This is a genomic window from Mycolicibacter virginiensis (assembly GCF_022374935.2).
Classification (GTDB): Bacteria; Actinomycetota; Actinomycetes; order Mycobacteriales; family Mycobacteriaceae; genus Mycobacterium; species Mycobacterium virginiense.
Genome location: NZ_CP092430.2, coordinates 4,350,828 through 4,369,514, shown reverse-complemented (window position 1 = coordinate 4,369,514; position 18,687 = coordinate 4,350,828). Strand labels below are relative to the sequence as shown.

General features: G+C 67.2%; 19 protein-coding genes. 12 read left to right on the top strand and 7 right to left on the bottom strand.

Features of this window, described 5'->3' with window-relative positions; genetic code table 11:
- Nucleotides 1–3 precede the first annotated feature (3 nt).
- The 3 genes from lysS (at nucleotide 4) to clpC1 (ending at nucleotide 4,907) form a co-directional block, all read left to right on the top strand.
- Nucleotides 4–1,527 carry a lysine--tRNA ligase gene (gene lysS, locus MJO54_RS21135; RefSeq protein ID WP_046283535.1) on the top strand — a complete coding sequence of 508 codons (1,524 nt, stop codon included), beginning with the start codon at nucleotides 4–6 and terminating at the stop codon, nucleotides 1,525–1,527.
- A 115-nt stretch (nucleotides 1,528–1,642) separates the two neighbouring features.
- Nucleotides 1,643–1,978 (top strand): histone-like nucleoid-structuring protein Lsr2, encoded by a 336-nt coding sequence (gene lsr2 / locus MJO54_RS21130; RefSeq protein ID WP_024442366.1) that lies wholly within the window; start codon nucleotides 1,643–1,645, stop codon nucleotides 1,976–1,978.
- A gap of 409 nt (nucleotides 1,979–2,387) precedes the next feature.
- Nucleotides 2,388–4,907 carry an ATP-dependent protease ATP-binding subunit ClpC gene (gene clpC1 / locus MJO54_RS21125; protein WP_046283534.1) on the top strand — a complete coding sequence of 840 codons (2,520 nt, stop codon included), beginning with the start codon at nucleotides 2,388–2,390 and terminating at the stop codon, nucleotides 4,905–4,907.
- 67 nt (nucleotides 4,908–4,974) lie between these two features.
- Here the strand turns inward: clpC1 and MJO54_RS21120 are convergent, their stop codons facing one another.
- From MJO54_RS21120 to mhuD, 3 genes are read right to left on the bottom strand one after another with little or no spacing between them, the layout of a single operon-like run.
- Entirely contained in the window at nucleotides 4,975–5,628 is a 654-nt protein-coding gene (locus tag MJO54_RS21120) for a dihydrofolate reductase family protein (RefSeq protein WP_046283533.1), read from the bottom strand.
- Between the two features lie 17 nt (nucleotides 5,629–5,645).
- On the bottom strand, nucleotides 5,646–6,992 hold the full coding sequence (locus MJO54_RS21115; RefSeq protein ID WP_192830553.1) for a serine hydrolase: 1,347 nt from the start codon (nucleotides 6,990–6,992) through the stop codon (nucleotides 5,646–5,648).
- Between the two features lie 4 nt (nucleotides 6,993–6,996).
- Nucleotides 6,997–7,314: a mycobilin-forming heme oxygenase MhuD gene (mhuD, locus tag MJO54_RS21110; protein ID WP_024442369.1), complete on the bottom strand. Its 318-nt coding sequence runs from the start codon at nucleotides 7,312–7,314 to the stop codon at nucleotides 6,997–6,999.
- A 23-nt stretch (nucleotides 7,315–7,337) separates the two neighbouring features.
- Here mhuD and MJO54_RS21105 point away from each other — a divergent pair, with 23 nt between their 5' ends.
- Nucleotides 7,338–8,099, top strand: coding sequence for an alpha/beta fold hydrolase (locus tag MJO54_RS21105; protein WP_256364639.1), 762 nt, complete (start codon nucleotides 7,338–7,340; stop codon nucleotides 8,097–8,099).
- On the opposite strand, the gene MJO54_RS21100 is transcribed toward MJO54_RS21105, so the two are convergent.
- Nucleotides 8,066–9,004: an iron-sulfur binding domain-containing protein gene (locus MJO54_RS21100; protein WP_046283532.1), complete on the bottom strand. Its 939-nt coding sequence runs from the start codon at nucleotides 9,002–9,004 to the stop codon at nucleotides 8,066–8,068. The genes MJO54_RS21105 and MJO54_RS21100 overlap by 34 nt on opposite strands.
- Here MJO54_RS21100 and MJO54_RS21095 point away from each other — a divergent pair.
- Both MJO54_RS21095 and MJO54_RS21090 read left to right on the top strand, forming a co-directional pair.
- Nucleotides 9,003–9,632: a carbonic anhydrase gene (locus tag MJO54_RS21095; RefSeq protein WP_046283531.1), complete on the top strand. Its 630-nt coding sequence runs from the start codon at nucleotides 9,003–9,005 to the stop codon at nucleotides 9,630–9,632. The two genes, MJO54_RS21100 and MJO54_RS21095, sit on opposite strands and share 2 nt — an antisense overlap.
- A gap of 90 nt (nucleotides 9,633–9,722) precedes the next feature.
- Nucleotides 9,723–10,487: a hypothetical protein gene (locus tag MJO54_RS21090; protein WP_046283530.1), complete on the top strand. Its 765-nt coding sequence runs from the start codon at nucleotides 9,723–9,725 to the stop codon at nucleotides 10,485–10,487.
- Nucleotides 10,488–10,494: 7 nt separating this feature from the next.
- On the opposite strand, the gene radA is transcribed toward MJO54_RS21090, so the two are convergent.
- Nucleotides 10,495–11,901: a DNA repair protein RadA gene (gene radA / locus MJO54_RS21085; RefSeq protein ID WP_046283529.1), complete on the bottom strand. Its 1,407-nt coding sequence runs from the start codon at nucleotides 11,899–11,901 to the stop codon at nucleotides 10,495–10,497.
- A gap of 48 nt (nucleotides 11,902–11,949) precedes the next feature.
- Nucleotides 11,950–12,498, bottom strand: coding sequence for a copper chaperone PCu(A)C domain-containing protein (locus tag MJO54_RS21080; protein WP_233428723.1), 549 nt, complete (start codon nucleotides 12,496–12,498; stop codon nucleotides 11,950–11,952).
- A gap of 271 nt (nucleotides 12,499–12,769) precedes the next feature.
- Between MJO54_RS21080 and carD the strand changes: the two genes are divergently transcribed.
- Genes carD through ispF form a run of 3 tightly spaced genes read left to right on the top strand, consistent with a single transcriptional unit; the run spans nucleotide 12,770 to nucleotide 14,440 of the window.
- Entirely contained in the window at nucleotides 12,770–13,258 is a 489-nt protein-coding gene (gene carD, locus MJO54_RS21075; protein ID WP_013830798.1) for an RNA polymerase-binding transcription factor CarD, read from the top strand.
- 43 nt (nucleotides 13,259–13,301) lie between these two features.
- Entirely contained in the window at nucleotides 13,302–13,967 is a 666-nt protein-coding gene (ispD, locus tag MJO54_RS21070) for a 2-C-methyl-D-erythritol 4-phosphate cytidylyltransferase (protein WP_046283528.1), read from the top strand.
- The gene (ispF, locus tag MJO54_RS21065; protein WP_046283527.1) at nucleotides 13,964–14,440 is read left to right on the top strand and encodes a 2-C-methyl-D-erythritol 2,4-cyclodiphosphate synthase; all 477 of its coding nucleotides are present in this window, start codon (nucleotides 13,964–13,966) and stop codon (nucleotides 14,438–14,440) included. The genes ispD and ispF overlap by 4 nt, the downstream gene beginning before the upstream one ends.
- A 17-nt stretch (nucleotides 14,441–14,457) precedes the next feature.
- Here the strand turns inward: ispF and MJO54_RS21060 are convergent, their stop codons facing one another.
- Entirely contained in the window at nucleotides 14,458–15,321 is an 864-nt protein-coding gene (locus MJO54_RS21060; RefSeq protein WP_131812796.1) for a hypothetical protein, read from the bottom strand.
- Between the two features lie 126 nt (nucleotides 15,322–15,447).
- On the opposite strand from MJO54_RS21060, the gene cysS reads away from it, so the two are divergent.
- The 3 genes from cysS to MJO54_RS21045 are packed head-to-tail and all read left to right on the top strand — an operon-like array spanning nucleotide 15,448 to nucleotide 18,686.
- Nucleotides 15,448–16,857: a cysteine--tRNA ligase gene (gene cysS / locus MJO54_RS21055; RefSeq protein ID WP_046283525.1), complete on the top strand. Its 1,410-nt coding sequence runs from the start codon at nucleotides 15,448–15,450 to the stop codon at nucleotides 16,855–16,857.
- Nucleotides 16,858–17,799 (top strand): 23S rRNA (guanosine(2251)-2'-O)-methyltransferase RlmB, encoded by a 942-nt coding sequence (gene rlmB, locus MJO54_RS21050; protein ID WP_046283524.1) that lies wholly within the window; start codon nucleotides 16,858–16,860, stop codon nucleotides 17,797–17,799.
- 23 nt (nucleotides 17,800–17,822) lie between these two features.
- Nucleotides 17,823–18,686, top strand: coding sequence for a glycerophosphodiester phosphodiesterase (locus MJO54_RS21045; RefSeq protein ID WP_434085421.1), 864 nt, complete (start codon nucleotides 17,823–17,825; stop codon nucleotides 18,684–18,686).
- The last annotated feature ends 1 nt before the right edge of the window (nucleotide 18,687 follow it).

The following is an 18,687-nucleotide window of genomic DNA, read 5'->3' as shown; positions in this document are numbered from 1 at the left end:
GTCGTGAGCTCCGCCGACGTTTCCCCCGACACGCAGGACGAATCCGACCTCCCCGAGCAGTTCCGGATCCGCCGCGACAAGCGGGCTCGGTTGCTGGCCGAAGGCCGCGATCCCTATCCCGTGGCGGTAGACCGTACGCACACGCTCGCCCAGATCCGGGCCGGTTACCCCGACCTGGTTGCCGACACCGCCACCGGCGACGTCGTCGGCGTCGCGGGGCGAGTGGTATTCGCCCGCAACTCGGGCAAGTTGTGCTTCGCGACCCTGCAGGAGGGCGACGGCACCCAGCTTCAGGTGATGATCAGCCTCGCCAGTGTCGGGGAGCAGGAGCTCGAGGCGTGGAAAGCCGACGTCGACCTCGGTGACATCGTCTACGTGCGCGGCGAGGTGATCAGCTCCCGCCGCGGCGAGCTTTCGGTGTTGGCGGATTCCTGGCAGATGGCCTCCAAGTCGTTGCGGCCGCTGCCGGTGGCGCACAAGGAGATGAGCGAGGAGTCGCGAGTCCGGCAGCGCTACGTCGACCTGATCGTTCGTCCGGAGGCGCGTACGGTGGCCCGCCAGCGCATCGCGGTCATTCGCGCGGTGCGCAACGCGCTTGAGCGCCGCGGATTCCTTGAGGTCGAAACGCCGATGCTGCAGACATTGGCCGGCGGAGCGGCCGCTCGGCCTTTCGTCACCCATTCAAACGCCCTCGACGCGGACCTTTTCCTGAGAATCGCACCAGAACTTTTCCTGAAACGATGCGTTGTCGGTGGGTTCGACCGGGTCTTCGAACTGAATCGGGTGTTCCGGAATGAAGGCGCCGATTCCACGCATTCGCCCGAGTTTTCGATGCTGGAGACCTACCAGGCCTACGGCACCTATGACGACTCTGCAGTGGCTACCCGCGAGATTATTCAAGAGGTCGCCGATGAGGTGATCGGGACCCGTCAACTGCCGCTGCCCGACGGCAGCATCTATGACATTGACGGCGAATGGGCGACGGTTGAAATGTATCCATCGCTGTCGTCCGCACTTGGTGAGGAGATCACCCCCGCCACCTCGGTGGCCGACCTCTGGGCGATCGCGGATCGACTCGGCGTGGAAATACCCAAAGATCGCGGCTATGGTCACGGCAAACTGGTCGAGGAACTCTGGGAACATGCTGTCGGCCATGCTCTGAGTGCCCCGACATTCGTTCGGGATTTCCCGGTCGAGACGACGCCCCTGACTCGCCAGCACCGCAGCATCGAAGGCGTCACCGAGAAGTGGGATCTCTATATGCGCGGTGTCGAACTGGCCACCGGCTATTCCGAGCTCATTGACCCGGTGGTACAGCGCGACCGATTCGCTGCCCAGGCCCGTGCAGCCGCCGCCGGAGATGATGAGGCGATGGCGCTCGACGAGGACTTCCTGGCGGCGATGGAACACGCGATGCCGCCCTGCACAGGTACCGGAATGGGTATCGACCGCCTGTTGATGGTGTTGACGGGTCTATCAATTAGAGACACCGTTTTGTTTCCGATTGTTCGCCGTCAAGGTAACTGAACTGCGCCGAAGCCTGTTGTGTTGAAGCAGGCGTATTTTTATGGCAGATTAGTCGGCGAGGTCGAATACGGCTTGCGCAACGATTGCGCGCACGAAAGCTAACCAAGGGGTACCAATGGCGAAAAAAGTGACCGTCACCTTGATCGATGATTTCGATGGTGAGGGTGCCGCCGACGAAACGGTCGAATTCGGCCTGGACGGGGTGACCTACGAGATCGACCTTTCAAGCAAGAATGCTACGAAACTGCGCGCAGAACTGAAGAAGTGGGCCGACGCGGGCCGTCGGGTCGGAGGCCGCCGGCGTGGCCGCTCCGGTGGCGGTCGCCGTGGAACCATCGACCGCGAGCAGAGCGCCGCGATCCGCGAATGGGCCCGCCGTAACGGGCACAATGTGTCGACCCGCGGGCGCATCCCGGCCGACATCATCGACGCATTTCACGCCGCAACCTAGTCGGCGGTTCAGCGAGGCTCGACGCAGGAGAGCCGACACTGGGACCGCCGTGTGGACCCAGCGGTTCAGCGAGGCTCGACGCAGGAGAGCCGACACTGGGACCGCCGTGTGGACCCAGCGGTTCAGCGAGGCTCGACGCAGGAGAGCCGACACTGGGACCGCCGCAACGGTCCAGTAGGTTTCGCTGCTGGCGAACCTTGCGCCCGTCGGAACACATTCGGTGGGTTTAGACGTTGGTCCCTTGCATCCGGTGCCAGGTCTTTCGGGACGGGCTATCGGATGGTCGATTCAGTACGCACTGCAAGGCAGGTCACAGCGCGCTGCGCCGCCCACTAGAGTGGACAGCAGGCACGCCGGCCGAGCCGAGGCCGATCAAGTGCCGATCGCGAGGGAGAGCAGGTAGCCGCCGATGTTCGAGAGATTTACCGACCGCGCCCGCAGGGTTGTCGTCCTGGCCCAAGAAGAGGCCCGGATGCTCAACCACAACTACATCGGGACCGAGCACATCCTGCTGGGCCTGATCCACGAGGGTGAAGGCGTAGCCGCCAAGTCGCTGGAGTCCCTGGGCATCTCTTTGGAAGGGGTGCGCAGCCAGGTCGAGGAGATCATCGGCCAGGGCCAGCAGGCGCCGTCTGGGCACATCCCGTTCACCCCACGTGCCAAGAAGGTGCTTGAGCTGAGCCTGCGTGAGGCGCTGCAGCTCGGCCACAACTACATCGGGACCGAGCACATTCTGCTCGGCCTGATCCGTGAGGGTGAGGGTGTCGCCGCCCAGGTTCTGGTGAAGCTGGGTGCTGACTTGACCCGGGTCCGCCAGCAGGTGATTCAGCTGCTGAGTGGCTACCAGGGCAAGGAGACCGCGGAGGCCGGCACCGGGGGACGGGGCGGCGAGTCCGGTTCACCGTCCACCTCGCTGGTGCTCGACCAGTTCGGTCGTAACCTGACCGCGGCTGCCATGGAGGGCAAGCTCGACCCCGTCATCGGCCGCGAGAAGGAAATCGAGCGGGTCATGCAGGTGTTGAGCCGGCGCACCAAGAACAACCCGGTGCTGATCGGTGAGCCCGGCGTCGGCAAGACCGCTGTGGTCGAGGGTCTGGCGCAGGCCATCGTGGCCGGTGAGGTCCCCGAGACGCTCAAGGACAAGCAGCTCTACACCCTGGACCTGGGTTCGCTGGTGGCCGGCAGCCGTTACCGCGGTGACTTCGAGGAGCGCCTGAAGAAGGTGCTCAAGGAGATCAACACTCGCGGCGACATCATCCTGTTCATCGACGAGTTGCACACCCTGGTGGGTGCGGGTGCGGCCGAGGGCGCGATCGACGCGGCCTCGATCCTCAAGCCGAAGCTGGCGCGCGGCGAACTGCAGACCATCGGCGCCACGACCCTCGACGAGTACCGCAAGTACATCGAGAAGGACGCCGCACTGGAGCGCCGGTTCCAGCCGGTGCAGGTCGGTGAGCCCACCGTCGAGCACACCATCGAGATCCTCAAGGGGCTGCGGGACCGCTACGAGGCCCACCACCGGGTCTCGATCAGCGACTCGGCGATCGTGGCGGCAGCCACCCTGGCCGACCGGTACATCAACGACCGGTTCCTGCCGGACAAGGCGATCGACCTGATCGACGAGGCCGGTGCTCGGATGCGAATCCGCCGGATGACCGCGCCGCCAGACCTGCGTGAGTTCGACGAGAAGATCGCCGACGCGCGCCGGGAGAAGGAATCCGCGATCGACGCGCAGGACTTCGAGAAGGCGGCCAGCCTGCGGGATCGGGAGAAGCAACTCGTCGCGCAGCGCGCCGAACGGGAAAAGCAGTGGCGCTCCGGAGATCTTGACGTCGTTGCCGAGGTCGACGACGAGCAGATCGCCGAGGTGCTGGGCAACTGGACCGGTATCCCGGTGTTCAAGCTCACCGAGGCCGAGACCACCCGCCTGCTGCGGATGGAAGACGAGCTGCATAAGCGGATCATCGGCCAGGAGGACGCGGTCAAGGCGGTCAGCAAGGCGATCCGGCGTACCCGCGCCGGGTTGAAGGACCCCAAGCGGCCTTCGGGCTCGTTCATCTTCGCCGGCCCGTCCGGTGTCGGTAAGACCGAGCTGTCCAAGGCGCTGGCCGAGTTCCTGTTCGGCGACGACGACGCGCTCATCCAGATCGACATGGGCGAGTTCCACGACCGATTCACCGCGTCGCGGCTGTTCGGTGCCCCTCCGGGCTACGTCGGCTACGAAGAGGGCGGTCAGCTGACCGAGAAGGTGCGGCGCAAGCCGTTCTCGGTGGTGTTGTTCGACGAGATCGAGAAGGCCCACGCCGAGATCTACAACAGCCTGTTGCAGGTTCTCGAGGACGGCCGGCTCACCGACGGGCAGGGCCGCACGGTGGACTTCAAGAACTGCGTGTTGATCTTCACCTCCAACCTGGGTACCTCCGACATCTCCAAGGCGGTCGGACTGGGCTTCACTCAGGGTGGCGGGGAGAACAACTACGAGCGGATGAAGCTCAAGGTCAACGACGAGCTCAAGAAGCACTTCCGCCCCGAGTTCCTGAACCGCATCGATGACATCATCGTCTTCCACCAGCTCACCAAGGAAGAGATCATCGAGATGGTCGATCTGATGATCGGCCGGGTGGCCAAGCAGCTCAAGGCCAAGGACATGGACATCGCGCTGACCGACAAGGCCAAGTCACTGCTGGCCAAGCGCGGCTTCGACCCGGTGTTGGGTGCGCGTCCGCTGCGGCGCACCATCCAGCGCGAGATCGAAGACCAGCTGTCGGAGAAGATCCTGTTCGAAGAGTTGGGCCCCGGCCAGCTGGTCACCGTCGACGTCGAGAACTGGGATGGCGAGGGTGCGCACGAGAACGCGGTGTTCACCTTTGCCGGTAGCCCGAAGCCGACGGCGGAGGCGTCCGACCTCGCCAAGGCAGGCGCCGAGTAGTCGCGACTGACACGAAACGGGCGGTACCCTCACTTGAGGTGCCGCCCGTTTCGCGTTCAGCGGCCCGTCAGTGCAGGCCTCGCCGCCAGAAGAAGTGGTGCACCATCCCGCTGGGGCTTGGGATCTGCTCAAGATGAAAACGCTCGACAAGCTCATCGGGGTTTGACCACAACCTTTCCCCGCGGCCGAGTTCGACCGGTGCCACCGCGACGTGCATCGTGTCGATGAGATCGGCGTCGAGGAACTCCCGAACCGTGGCAACGCCGCCGCCGATGCGCACGTCTTTGCCGTCAGCCGCGGTTAATGCGCGCGCCAGTGCCTCCTGGGGGGAGGCGTCGAGAAAATGGAATGTGGTGTCGCCCAAGGTGAATGACGGCCGCACATGGTGGGTGAGGACGAACACCGGGGTGCGGAACGGGGGCTCATCGCCCCACCATCCTTGCCAGTCGTAGTCCTGCCACGGCCCGCGCTGCGGACCGAATTTGTTGCGCCCCATGATCTCTGCGCCGATGTTGTAGGCCCAGTCGCGGGTGATGTAGTCATCGAGTCCGAAGCTGCCGCCGGGATCGGTCCGGTTGACCCAGTGCGCGGTGGCGCCAGCCCAGGACATGAAATCCGCCGGATCGGCATGGCCGAACGGACGCTCGCGGCTCTGTCCTTCCCCGGCGCCGTACCCGTCGCTGGAGATGCTGAAGTTCTGCACCCGGACCAGTTGTCGCATGGGATCCCTCCCTGGGGTTAGCGCTGCGTCGGCAGTAGGCCGAACGCCTGCTTGGCGACCTGCAGCATCCAGCTGCCGACGCTTTTGCCGTGATCACGTGGCCAATTGAGCTGGAAGCTGACCACCCACGGCTGACCGCCCCGGTCGACGGCGTACCAGCTGAAGGTCAGGTCGCCGGGCAGACCGCCGGCCTTGGCGCCGATATAGGGCCAGTCGGTGCGCGGCAGATCGATGCCACGCACCGCGGACAGGATCTCCCGGACAGGTGCAGCCTTGCCCACCGCAGCGGCCTGTAGCGCGACGTGTACCCGGCAGATGTCCTCTGCGCTGCCGTACCACTCGGCGCCGTAGGCGGACGCCGGGATATGCGCACGAATCGGATCCGGCTCATAGGGCCGGGAATCGGCCTGCTGCAGCAGCTTTGCCCGCTCCTGCGGGGAACCGTGCTGCCATTGCTCGCGCAGATCGGGCTTGCCCCAGCCCACCGAGAACAGTTCGTACATGGTGGGAAAAGGCGTCATGCTGGCTGGGTCGTGGTGCCCGGCCGCGGCCAGTGCACGCTCGACCGCGCGGGTCCCCACCCGGCCGATGAGCAGATCGGTCGCCATGTTGTCGCTGGTGGCGATCATCTTCTCGGCGGCCCTGCGCACCGAGACATGGGCGCCGTCGGGCAGCTCCTCCAGGCCGGACGAGCCGACTGCCTTGGCCCGGCCAGTGATGGTCAGCGGATCGTCCCACGACACCGTCCCGGCCTTCACCTCGTTGGCCACCGCCAGCAGCACATACAACTTGAAGATCGATGCCAGCGGCAGGGATTGGGCGGTATTGGCGCCGGCGACGGGTTTACAGACGCCACCTTCGATCCGCGACGCCTGGTAGGAGTACCGTGCGCCGGTCTTGTTCAGCACCGCATCGAGGTCGTGCCAGGAGCCGATGGACGGTGCCTCGGTGGTCGGTTTGAACAGGTCGACCATGCCGTTGTCGTCGGTGCGGAGCCTGATGTCTTGGCGGGCACCGTAGGAGGTGGTCAGGTGCAGGGTGGCCGCGCCGGCCCGAATGTCGACACTGTCGAGGTGGAACGGCCGGTCCCACCACAGCGATTCCATGGTCGCGACCACCTGCTCGACCTTGTCCGGTGCGGCCAGGGTCGCCACCCCGATCGGCCCGATCGGCCAATCGGAGTTCAGCATGTCCATGGTCTGCTTGGCGCGCAGGCCCGGCGGAGTCTTGGTCGAAATCGTCACGCCGCTGTCGGAACCGGCGTCGGCGGGAGATGCCGGTGAAGGAGCGCAGCCGGCGGCTGCCCCGGCGGCGAGGGCGACCAGGGTCAGAGCGGTCGTCCATGCCGCCAGGTGGCGCCGCACGGGGCTAGGCCTGTGCGGCGGTTCCGGCGACGTCAAGCACGACCTCGAACTCCAACAACGATGCTCCGGTCGCTACCGGCTTGGCCCGCTGTCCGGCGTGGGCTTCGACCGCGGGCCCCTGTGCCCACGCCTGGAACGCTTCGTCGGACTCCCAGTGCGTCACCACGAAGTAGCGGTCGTCGCCCTTGACGGGGCGCAGCAGCTGGAAGCCAAGAAAACCGGGCTGGTTCTCCACCGCGTGCGCGCGATTTGCGAACCGTTTCTCCAGTTCGGGCCCGGCGTCGGCGGGCACCTCGATTGCATTGATCTTCACCACTGACATGGGCCTAGGCTACCGTGCCCCGGGTGGGAATCGCGTCGACCGAGCTGCTGACTTACCGCGGTGGACACGGGGCGCCGCTGGTGCTGGTCCATGGACTGATGGGCCGTGGCACCACCTGGCCGCGGCAACTGCCGTGGCTGACCAGGCTGGGTGCCGTCTACACCTACGACGCTCCCTGGCATCGCGGCCGTGAGGTCGCCGACCCGCATCCGATCTCCACCGAACGCTTCGTCGCCGACCTGGCCGTCGCCGTCGAGCAGTTGCCGGGCCCGGTGCGGCTGATCGGGCACTCGATGGGCGGATTGCACTCGTGGTGCCTGGCGGCCCGGCACCCCGAGCTCGTCTCGGCGCTGGTGGTCGAGGACATGGCGCCCGACTTCCGGGGCCGCACCACCGGCCCCTGGGAGCCGTGGGTGCATGCCCTGCCCGTGGAGTTCCCCAGTGCCGAGGAGGTGGTCGCCGAATTCGGTGACATCGCCGGCCGGTACTTCCTGGAGGCGTTCGACCGCACCGAGACCGGTTGGCGGCTGCACGGCCGACCCGAGTGGTGGTTGCAGATCGCGGCCGAATGGGGCACCCGTGACTACTGGGAGCAGTGGCAGAACGTGCGCTGCGCGACGCTGCTGATCGAGGCCGGCAACTCGGTGACGCCGCCGGGGCAGATGCGCGAAATGCACCGTCTCGCGGTCGACAGCACCTATCTACACGTCCCAGATGCAGGCCACCTGGTGCACGACGACGCGCCGCAGATCTACCGCGAGGCCGTCGAGTCGTTCCTGTCCTGACCGGGCAGCGCGAAGCGGCCATCGGCGAGCTGCTCCACCAGGCCGTCGCCCAACAGTGAGGTCAGGGCGCGTTCGCGTTGTACCGCATCCGCCGGCCAGGCCAGATCAAGGTCGGCACGTGTCACCGCAACGGCGTTGTCCCGCAACACATCCAGTAATCGTCCGCGGACCTGGCGGTCGGTGCCGGCATAGCGTTGAGCCGGCCGTTTGGGTCCGGTTCCCGGCGGTGAACCGGCAAGCCGCCAGCTGCAGCTGTGCCGCAGCGGGCAGTCATCACAACGCGGCGACCGTGCGGTGCAGACGATGGCGCCCAGCTCCATCAGCGCCGCGGAGAACCTGGTGGCCTGGTCGGCCTTGGGCAGCAGGGCTTCCACGTCGGCGTGGTCGCGCTTTGTCGACGGGGCACCGGCGTCGGGGAGTCCATGCACGGCCCGGGCCACCACCCGGCGCACGTTGGTATCCACCACCGGAACCCGTCGGCCGTAGGCGAAGCTGGCGATCGCCCTGGCGGTGTAGCTGCCGATGCCGGGCAGCTGCTGCAAGACATCCACGTCATCGGGCACCACGTCTGCGAATTCCCGAGCGATCACGGTCGCGCATTCATGCAGCCGCTTGGCGCGGCGGGGATAGCCGAGTTTCCCCCATGCCCGCAGGATGTCGGCCTGGCTCGCATCCGCTGTCGCCGACGGCGTCGGCCAGCGTGCCACCCAATCCGGCCATATCGGTAGGACCCGTGCGACCGGAGTCTGCTGGAGCATGAACTCGCTCACCAATATCTGCCACGGCGTGACATCGCCCGCCCGCCAAGGCAGATCGCGTTCAGCCGACGCGAACCAGCTGAACAGCTGGTGAACTTCGATCCTCGCCGCGCGCAACGCTGAATTCACAGGCAGAATATCGGGCATGCCTAATTCCAACCCGATCTCAGCGTGGAAAGCACTCAAAGAGGGTAACGAGCGCTTCGTCGCCGGCGAGCCCAGCCATCCCAGCCAGGATGTCGCGCGGCGCGCTGCACTGGCCGCTGGCCAGAAGCCGACCGCAGTGGTGTTCGGCTGCGGTGACAGTCGGGTGGCCGCCGAGCTGATCTTCGACCAGGGCCTGGGCGACATGTTCGTGGTCCGCACCGCCGGCCACGTCATCGACTCGGCGGTGCTGGGCTCGATCGAATTCGCGGTGGAGGTGCTCAACGTTCCGCTGATCGTCGTGCTCGGCCACGACAGCTGCGGCGCGGTCAAGGCGACGTTGGCGGCGTTGGACGGCGGGGCCGTCCCGGGCGGTTATCTGCGGGACATCGTCGAGCGGGTTATGCCGTCGATCCTGGTGGGCCGCCGCGACGGGCTCAGTGCCGTCGACGAGTTCGAAGCCCGGCACGTGACGGAGACGGTGGCCCAGCTGGCAACGCGGTCCGCGGCGATCGCCGAGCGGATCGTGTCCGGTTCGCTGGCCATCGTCGGCGCCACCTATCACCTGGCCGACGGACGGGTATCGGCACGCAACCACCTGGGCGACATCGGCGATTTCGGCGCCGAATAGGCCTGATTTAGTCCCTGAAGGTCACAACGCGGCTACGACACGCCGGGACGGGTCGGACAACTCGCGGTGAGGTCGTCCTACCGTGAGAACGTGCTCGATTTGGAACCGCAGGGTCCGCTGCCTTCGCAGATCTATTGGCGACGACGTGGCCTCGCGCTGGGCATTGCGCTCATCGTGATTGCAGTCGTGTCGGCCATCATCTTCGGCGTCGTTCACGGCAGCAGCGCCGGTGCCGACAATGCCGACGGGAAGAAATCCACCGCCGCGCAGCACGCCAAGCCACAGAACCCCTCGCCCGAAGAGGTCAAGACGCCCGTGGTGGCGCCCGCGGAGCAGGCACCACCACAAGCGCCGACCCCGACCGCCGCGGTGACGCCGCCTCCGGTGCTCAAGGAGGGCGACGACTGCCCCGACTCGACGCTGGCGGTCAAGGGTCTGACCGGCCCGCAGTACACGGTGGGGGAGCAGCCGCAGTTCACCATGGTTGTCACCAACATCGGCTTGGTGGCCTGCAAGCGGGATGTCGGTGCCGCAGTGCTGGCTGCCTACGTCTATTCACTGGACAACCAGCGGCTGTGGTCGAACCTGGACTGCGCGCCGTCCAACGAGACTTTGGTGAAGACCTTCGACCCCGGCGAGCAGGTGACCACCACGGTGACCTGGACCGGAATGGGTTCGGCGCCGCAGTGCCCACTGCCGCGGCAGCCGATCGGACCTGGGACCTACAACCTCGTCGTCCAACTCGGCAATCTGAGATCCGCGACGGTGCCATTCATGCTTACGGAGCCCTCGCCGGACCTACCGCCGCCGGGGCAGGAGGTGCCCCCGCCGGACGCGCCGCCGCCGGGCAACTGATCGCTTCTTAGGCCCGATCGAGAAGCTGCGGCGGCGCTACATGACCGCCGCGCCGGTCGGCGATCTCGACCAGGTGGTGCAGCGCGGCAACGATGTTGGCTGCCGGAACCGTACGCAGGCCGCCAACACTGGCCGGAGCGCCCGGGGGAGTCAGCGCGGTGGTGAAGCCGAGCCGGGCCGCCTCGGCGAGCCGGCGGTCCATTCCGCTGACCGGGCGCAGGTCACCGGCCAGGCCCACTTCGCCCAGCACCACGGTGGTCGCCGGCAGTGGAAGATCCGAATAGGCCGACGCCAGCGCGATCGCGACAGCCAGATCCGTAGACGGATCGGTCAACCGCATACCGCCGACCGTCGACAGGTAGATGTCGCCGGCCGCGATCGGAAGTTCGGCGTGCTTGTCCAACACCGCGGTGATCATTGCGGCCCGGGAGTGGTCAATGCCGCTGACCGCGCGGCGTGGCGAGCCGCCCGCCGGTTTGGCCAGCAGCGCCTGCACTTCGCCGATCAAGGGGCGTTTGCCGTCCAGTGCCACGGTGATTGCGGTGCCGGGCACCGGCTCGCTGCGCTGCTCGAGGAACAGCCCGGACGGGTCGGCGATTCCCTCGATGCCGTCGTCGCGGAGCAGAAAACACCCCACCTCATCGGTAGCTCCGAAACGATTCTTGACCGCCCGCACCATTCGCAGCACCGAGTTGCGGTCACCCTCGAAGTGCAGCACCACGTCGACGAGGTGCTCCAGTGAACGTGGGCCCGCGATCGCGCCGTCCTTGGTCACGTGCCCGACCAGGACCAGCGCCACATCGGCACTCTTGGCGGCCGCGGTCAAAGCGGCCGTCACGGCCCGCACCTGGGTGACCCCGCCGGCCACGCCGTCGGTGTCGGCGGCGGCCACGGTCTGCACCGAATCCACCACCACCAGGGTGGGCCGCACCGCCTCAATGTGCCCCAGCACCGTCTGCAGGTCCGATTCGGAGGCCAGATAGATCTCGTCGTGGCTGCATCCGGTGCGTTCGGCGCGCAGCCGGATCTGCCCCGCGGACTCCTCTCCGGACACGTACAGCGCGCGGCGCCCGGCCAGCGCCCAGCGGTGAGCGACCTCAAGCAGCAGCGTCGATTTGCCGACCCCGGGATCGCCGGCCAACAGGGTGACCGAGCCGGGGACCACCCCGCCGCCCAGCACCCGGTCGAGTTCGGTGACGCCGGTGGGCGCCGGTCGTGCGCGACCTGCCTCGATGGAGCTGATCGGCACCGCGGGCCGTGCCGGTGCCGCCGGCCGCAGCCCACCCGCCGGTGCTGCGGCTTCGCCTACCGGGTCGATACCGCCCCAGCTACCGCACTCCGGGCAGCGGCCTAACCACTTCGCGGTGGTGTTCCCGCATTCCGAACAGCGAAAGAGCGAACGTGCTTTGGCCACTCGGCGACCGTATCGGTTAGGTCCGACAGTGCCGGCCGCGACGCGACGTCAGTGGTGCGAGACGGGGCCGGCCGAAATCGGCACGTCCACGCGCACCTCGCCGGCCCTCTTGAAGGTGAAGGTGAAGTCGTAGGTGAGTCCGTTGCGGATCGCCTTGTCCAGGGTCACCGTCGCAGAAGCGGTGTTGGCGTTGGCCACCTCCGGCAGCGCCTTGGCGGCGGGAGCCGTCGGCAGGTCGGGGCCTGCCGGAGCGCTGACGACCAGGACGCCGCCGACGGGCACGGTCTTGCTGCCGGTCGGTGACACCTTGCCGATCGAGGTCTTAATGTCGCTCAGCTCGTCGTTGGCCTCGGTCGACTGGTTGCTGACCACGAACACCAGGTCGACGGTCTGGCCGGGCTCCAACGCGTCACCGGTCTGCGTCGCCTGGATGCGCACGTCGCGCAGCGCCAGATCACCGACGGTCGCCGAGGCGCCGTTGACCGCGGATGCCTGGTCAGCGGTCTGAGAGATCTGTCCGGTACCGCAGCCGGCCAGCGCCGTCGCAGCAATCAGCGCGATCGCAGCCTTGTTGAAGGCCCTGCTGAACGAGTTCACGTGTGGTCTCCTGCTCGGCCGTCGCGACTTGTGACTATGCACTGTAGTAGCAACCATCTGCTGGCGGTAGCGCAGGGTTACCGGTCGCCCATGACCCCCACCGAGACCCCACCGACCAGCCCGGATCAGGCTCCGATCAGGTTCGACCCAGCACGCTTCCGTCGCGGTGTCAACCCCCCTCCTGGGGCCGCGGTGCCCCTGACCTGCACCGTTGGTGGTCGCGTGTTGTGGCGGCGTGTTAGCATGGGGTAGCGAAAGGGGCTCAAATCAGATGATCTTTAAGGTCGGAGACACCGTCGTATATCCACACCACGGTGCAGCGTTGATCGAGGCGATTGAAACCCGGACCATCAAAGGCGAGCAAAAGGACTATCTGGTCCTTAAGGTGGCGCAGGGCGACCTCACCGTTCGAGTTCCCGCTGAAAATGCCGAATATGTCGGTGTGCGTGACGTTGTCGGCCAGGAAGGGCTGGACAAGGTCTTCCAGGTGTTGCGTGCCCCGCACACCGAAGAACCGACCAACTGGTCGCGTCGTTACAAGGCCAACCTGGAGAAGCTCGCCTCCGGCGATGTGCACAAGGTAGCCGAGGTCGTTCGTGACCTCTGGCGGCGTGACCAGGAGCGTGGTTTGTCCGCAGGTGAGAAGCGGATGCTGGCCAAGGCGCGTCAGATCCTCGTCGGTGAGCTGGCCCTGGCCGAGAACACCGATGACGCCAAGGCGGAGACCATCCTCGACGAGGTGCTGGCCGCAGCGTCCTGACCGCAGTGTCCTTACCGCGTCGTTCGGGGCTGCCGGGGGTCCGGTGCCAAGCACAGTAGCCGTGGTGCCGGCCGCAGGTTCGGGTGTGCGGCTGGGCGCTGGAATACCGAAGGCGTTCTTTCTACTGGGCGGCGTAACGCTGGTTGAGCGCGCCGTGGCAGGTCTACACGAGTCCGGGGTCATCGACCAGGTCGTGGTCGCGGTGCCGCCGGATCGCACCGACGAGGCCAAATTGATCCTCGGTGGGGCTGCCACCGTCGTCGCCGGCGGTGCCGACCGCGTCGATTCCGTCCGGTTGGCGCTGGCCAGCGCTAAAGACCCCGAATTCGTGCTGGTCCACGACGCCGCACGTCCGTTGACCCCGCCCGGACTGGTGGCCCGGGTGGTCGAGGCGTTGCATGCCGGATACCGTGCCGTCGTCCCGGCGCTTCCGGTCGCCGACACCATCAAGGCGGTCGACGCGAACGGAACGGTCCTCGGCACGCCTGAGCGGGCCGGCCTGCGGGCCGTGCAGACCCCGCAGGGGTTCGCCGCCGACCTGCTGCTGCGGGCCTACCAGCAGGCCGGCACGGGCACGCAATTCACCGATGACGCGTCGATGGTCGAACACATCGGCGGCCAGGTCCAGACCGTCGAAGGCGATCCCCTGGCCTTCAAGATCACCACCGCACTGGACGCGATGCTCGCCGAGGCGGTGGTGAATCGGTGAGCGCGCTGCCGCGGGTCGGGCTGGGAACCGACGTACACCCGATCGAGCCGGGCCGGCCGTGCTGGCTACTGGGGTTGCTGTTTGCAGACGCCGACGGTTGTGCCGGGCACTCCGACGGCGATGTGGCCGCACACGCCCTGTGTGACGCGCTGCTGTCGGCGGCAGGGTTGGGGGACCTCGGAACAGTGTTCGGCGTCGACGAGCCCCGCTGGGCGCAAGTAACCGGTGCTGTGATGCTCGGACATGTGCGCGAACTGCTCGCCGAGAGCGGCTTCGTGATCGGCAATGCCGCGGTGCAGGTCATCGGCAATCGGCCGAAAGTGGGACCCCGCCGCGCCGAAGCGCAGCAGCTGCTCTCGGAATTGCTGGGCGCACCGGTTTCGGTGTCGGCAACAACCACCGACGGCCTAGGGCTCACCGGACGAGGCGAAGGACTGGCCGCGGTGGCTACCGCGTTGGTGGTGCCGGGGTAGTTGGCTCGGCAGGGCTATTAGCAGCCGAAGCCGAAGATGGCGCCGATGATGCCACACGGAACCTCGGTGGCCACCGCCGTGCCGATCTGCACGCCGGCGTCCGCGCCAAGGTTGGCGACGTCCGCGCCGATGTTGGTGCCAAGGTCGGGCAGTGTGTCGAGAAGCGCACCGGACGTGTTGATCGCGGTGTCGCCGGCGGCGTCGGCTAGGGCGCCACTGAGGACGTCCCCGGTAGCCCCCGTCACCAGGTCGGGATCCACGGTGGACAAGAAGTCGATATTGCCCAGATCAAATGGCAGATCCGCAGCGGAGGGCGCGCTGAAGAGGTCGGTCGCAGCGGCCGAGCCGATTTCCGGCGCCCCCGAGCTGAAAGCGTCGGTCGCAGCGGCCGAACCGGCGTCGGCAAGCGCGTTTGCAGCGTTGTTCCCGCCCGAGGTGGCGAGACCGGTCAGTCCGGTGGTCAACAGGGGCGTCACGAGGGGCAAGCCCATCATCCCGACCATCGGGGCCATCATCGCCAACGACATACCGATCTGGCTTCCCATTGCGCTGGCCTGGGTCGCGCCGGCGGCACCTGCGGCGCCGGCGCCAATAGTCGCCTGGTCGGCCTGCGCCTCGGCCTGCTGGCGCTGCTGCTCGGCCTGGGCGTCTTGCATCGCCTCGCTCTGAGCGTGGGTGTCCGGAGTCGCCTCGTTCTGGGCCTGGACGCCTTGCATAGCCGGGTGCTCGACCGGCGCAGGGGTAACGGCGGCTACAACTTCCGCGGGCTGCGGCTGGGGCTGCTGGTTGTTGTTCGGCTCATCGGCGTATGCCGTCGCGCTACCTGCAAATGCGACCGCAGCCAAGACCGCTCCAGAGACTGCCACCAGACGTTTACTCACTGCCGCAATATATGCCACGTCACACCCCCTGTCCACCGATGCGGCGATCGGTCGCCGATCCTGGGAAGCCCCTGCTAGCGGCGCGCGTGGCGGTCGTCGGCTCAGCGCCCGGTAAGCTGGCCCGTCGTGACCGATCGCCCCAGCCTGCGGCTGCACGACACGGCAACCGGCGCCGTGCGTGAATTTGTCCCGCTGCGGCCCGGTCATGCCTCTATTTATCTATGCGGTGCCACCGTCCAGGCGGCGCCGCACATCGGCCACGTCCGAAGCGGTGTGGCGTTCGATGTCTTGCGCCGGTGGCTCACCGCCCGCGGCTACGACGTCGCGTTCGTGCGCAACGTGACCGACATCGACGACAAGATCCTGACCAAGGCCGCCGCAGCGGGTCGGCCGTGGTGGGAGTGGGCCGCCACCCACGAACGTGAGTTCACCGCCGCATATGAGGCGCTGGGGGTGCTGCCACCGTCGGCCGAACCGCGCGCCACCGGGCACATCACGCAGATGGTTGAGCTGATCGAACGCCTGATCGAGCGGGGCCACGCCTATGCCGGCGGCGGCGACGTGTACTTCGATGTGCTCAGCTACCCCGACTACGGCCAACTGTCCGGTCATCGCATCGACGACGTGCACCAGGGCGAGGGGGTCGCCACCGGTAAGCGCGATCCGCGCGACTTCACGTTGTGGAAAGGCGCCAAGCCCGGTGAGCCCAGCTGGCCCACGCCGTGGGGCGCGGGTCGTCCGGGCTGGCACCTGGAATGTTCGGCGATGGCCCGCTCCTACCTCGGTGCCGAATTCGACATCCACTGCGGCGGGATGGATCTGGTCTTCCCGCACCATGAGAACGAGATCGCTCAAAGCCGCGCCGCCGGAGACGGATTCGCGAACTACTGGCTGCACAACGGCTGGGTCACCCTGGGTGGCGAGAAGATGAGCAAGTCGCTGGGCAACGTGCTGTCAATGTCTGCGGTGCTGCAACGGGTCCGGCCGGCCGAACTGCGCTACTACCTGGGCAGTGCGCACTACCGGTCGATGCTCGAGTTCTCCGAGACCGCGCTGCGCGACGCCGTCAACGCCTACGTCGGCATCGAAGACTTCCTGCACCGGGTGCGCAGCCGGGTGGGCGCGGTGGTCCCCACCACCTGGACGGACCGCTTCGCCGCAGCCCTCGACGACGACCTGTCGGTGCCGATCGCCCTGGCCGAGGTGCACCGGATGCGCGCGGAAGGCAACCGGGCGCTGGACACCGGTGACCACGAGGGCGCGCTGGTCGCGGCCGGTGCGATCCGGGCGATGATGGACGTGCTGGGTTGCGACCCGCTCAACGAACGCTGGGAATCGCGCGATGAGACCTCGGCGGCGCTGGCCGCGGTCGACGTCTTGGTGCGCGCCGAGCTGGAACGCCGGGAAACCGCTCGCGCGGAACGGGATTGGCAATTAGCCGACGAGATCCGCTGCAGGCTCAAGGATGCCGGTATCGACGTCACCGACACCGGGGATGGTCCGCAATGGTCACTACTGGTGGAGGGGTCTGAGTAGATGGCCGGAAATTCCAAGCGCAAGGGTGCGGTGCGCAAGCCCGGCACCAAGAAGGGGCCGACGGTTGGCTCCGGAGGTCAGCGCCGCCGTGGGCTCGAAGGCCGTGGCGCCACCCCGCCGGCGCACCAGCGGGAATACCACCCGGCGGCCAAGGCGGCCAAGCGTGCGGCAAAGCAGCGTGCCTACCGGACCGCCAAGCGCACCGACGAGAACGAGACGGTGCTGGGGCGCAACCCGGTTCTGGAGTGCCTGCGTGCCGGAATCCCGGCCACCGCGCTGTATGTGGCGCTGGGCGCCGAGGCCGATGAGCGCCTAACCGAATCGGTCACTCGGGCAGCCGATTCCGGATTGCCGATCCTGGAGGTCCCGCGGTCCGACCTGGACAAGATGACCACCAACGGGCTGCATCAGGGCATCGCGCTTCAGGTTCCGCCCTACAGCTACGCGCATCCCGACGACCTGATCGCCGCCGCGCGCCGCGATGTCGCGCCGCCATTGCTGGTGGCACTGGACAACATCTCCGATCCGCGCAATCTCGGTGCGATCGTGCGGTCGGTCGCGGCGTTCGGTGGACACGGTGTGGTGATCCCGCAGCGTCGGTCGGCATCGGTGACCGCGGTGGCCTGGCGTACCAGTGCCGGTGCGGCGGCGCGAGTTCCGATCGCGCGGGCACCCAACCTGAACCAAACGCTGAAAGCGTGGGCAGACCGCGGCCTGCAGATCGTCGGGTTGGACGCCGGCGGCGACACCGTGGTCGATGAGTTGGACGGCACCAGCCCGATGGTGTTGGTCGTCGGTTCCGAGGGCAAGGGCCTGTCCCGCCTGGTCCGGCAGAACTGCGACGCCATCGTGTCGATTCCGATGTCGGGGCCCACCGAGTCGCTCAACGCGTCGGTGGCCGCCGGGGTCGTGCTGGCCGAGATCGCCCGCCAGCGACGGTGATTCGCCGCGCGTTGGTTGCGGCGGTGCTGACGGCTGCGGTGGTGAATCCATCGTCGACGGCGGCCGCGCAGCCGTCGACGTTTGATCTGCAGGCGCATCGCGGCGGCCGGGGCGAGACCACCGAGGAATCGTTGCGTGCCTTCGCCAAGTCGCTCGAGTTGGGGGTCAGCACGCTGGAGTTGGACATCGTGCTCACGCGCGACGCACAACCGTTGGTGTGGCACGACCCGGTGATCGAGCCGGCGAAGTGCGCCGACACCGGACCGGTGTTCGCCGGCGACCCCGACTACCCGTATGTGGGCAAGCGGGTAGCCGATCTCACCCTCGCCCAGATCCGAACGCTGGACTGCGGTCACCTGCTGCCGGAATTCCCGGATGCGGAAGTGGTGCCGGGCAATGTGATCGCCACCTTGCCGGAAGTTTTCGCGCACACCGGTCACGCGGGCGTCCGCTACAACATCGAGACCAAGGTCGACGCGGACAACCAGCAGCAGATCGTCGACGTGATCCTGGCGGCGGTGCGGGCAGCCGGCAAGCTGGACGCCGTCGAGATCCAGAGTTTCGACTGGCGCACACTGCAGTTGGTGCGGGCCGCGGAACCGACTGTTCCGTTAGTCGCACTGGCCGAGCAGGGGCCGGATCCGATCTCCGGGGCGGTGGCGGTCGGCGCCGACATCGTGTCCCCGGACTACTCGGTGGTGGATCGCGCCTTCACCGAACGCGCACATTCGGCTGGGCTGCGGGTGATTCCGTGGACGGTCAATGATGCCGATGCCATGCGGCGACAGATTGCCGCCGGCGTCGACGGGCTCATCACCGACTATCCGAGCCGGCTGCGTGCCGTCATGGCCGAACTCGGCATGCCGCTGCCGCCCGCCTATCGCTGAC

Excerpts from the sequence above, each read along its gene's own strand:
- lsr2 (WP_024442366.1), top strand. The coding sequence starts at position 1,643 with ATGGCGAAAAAAGTGACCGTCACCTTGATCGATGATTTCGATGGTGAG.
- clpC1 (WP_046283534.1), top strand. The coding sequence starts at position 2,388 with ATGTTCGAGAGATTTACCGACCGCGCCCGCAGGGTTGTCGTCCTGGCC.
- MJO54_RS21120 (WP_046283533.1), bottom strand. The coding sequence starts at position 5,628 with ATGCGACAACTGGTCCGGGTGCAGAACTTCAGCATCTCCAGCGACGGG.
- mhuD (WP_024442369.1), bottom strand. The coding sequence starts at position 7,314 with ATGTCAGTGGTGAAGATCAATGCAATCGAGGTGCCCGCCGACGCCGGG.
- MJO54_RS21095 (WP_046283531.1), top strand. The coding sequence starts at position 9,003 with ATGCCTAATTCCAACCCGATCTCAGCGTGGAAAGCACTCAAAGAGGGT.
- MJO54_RS21100 (WP_046283532.1), bottom strand. The coding sequence starts at position 9,004 with ATGCCCGATATTCTGCCTGTGAATTCAGCGTTGCGCGCGGCGAGGATC.
- carD (WP_013830798.1), top strand. The coding sequence starts at position 12,770 with ATGATCTTTAAGGTCGGAGACACCGTCGTATATCCACACCACGGTGCA.
- rlmB (WP_046283524.1), top strand. The coding sequence starts at position 16,858 with ATGGCCGGAAATTCCAAGCGCAAGGGTGCGGTGCGCAAGCCCGGCACC.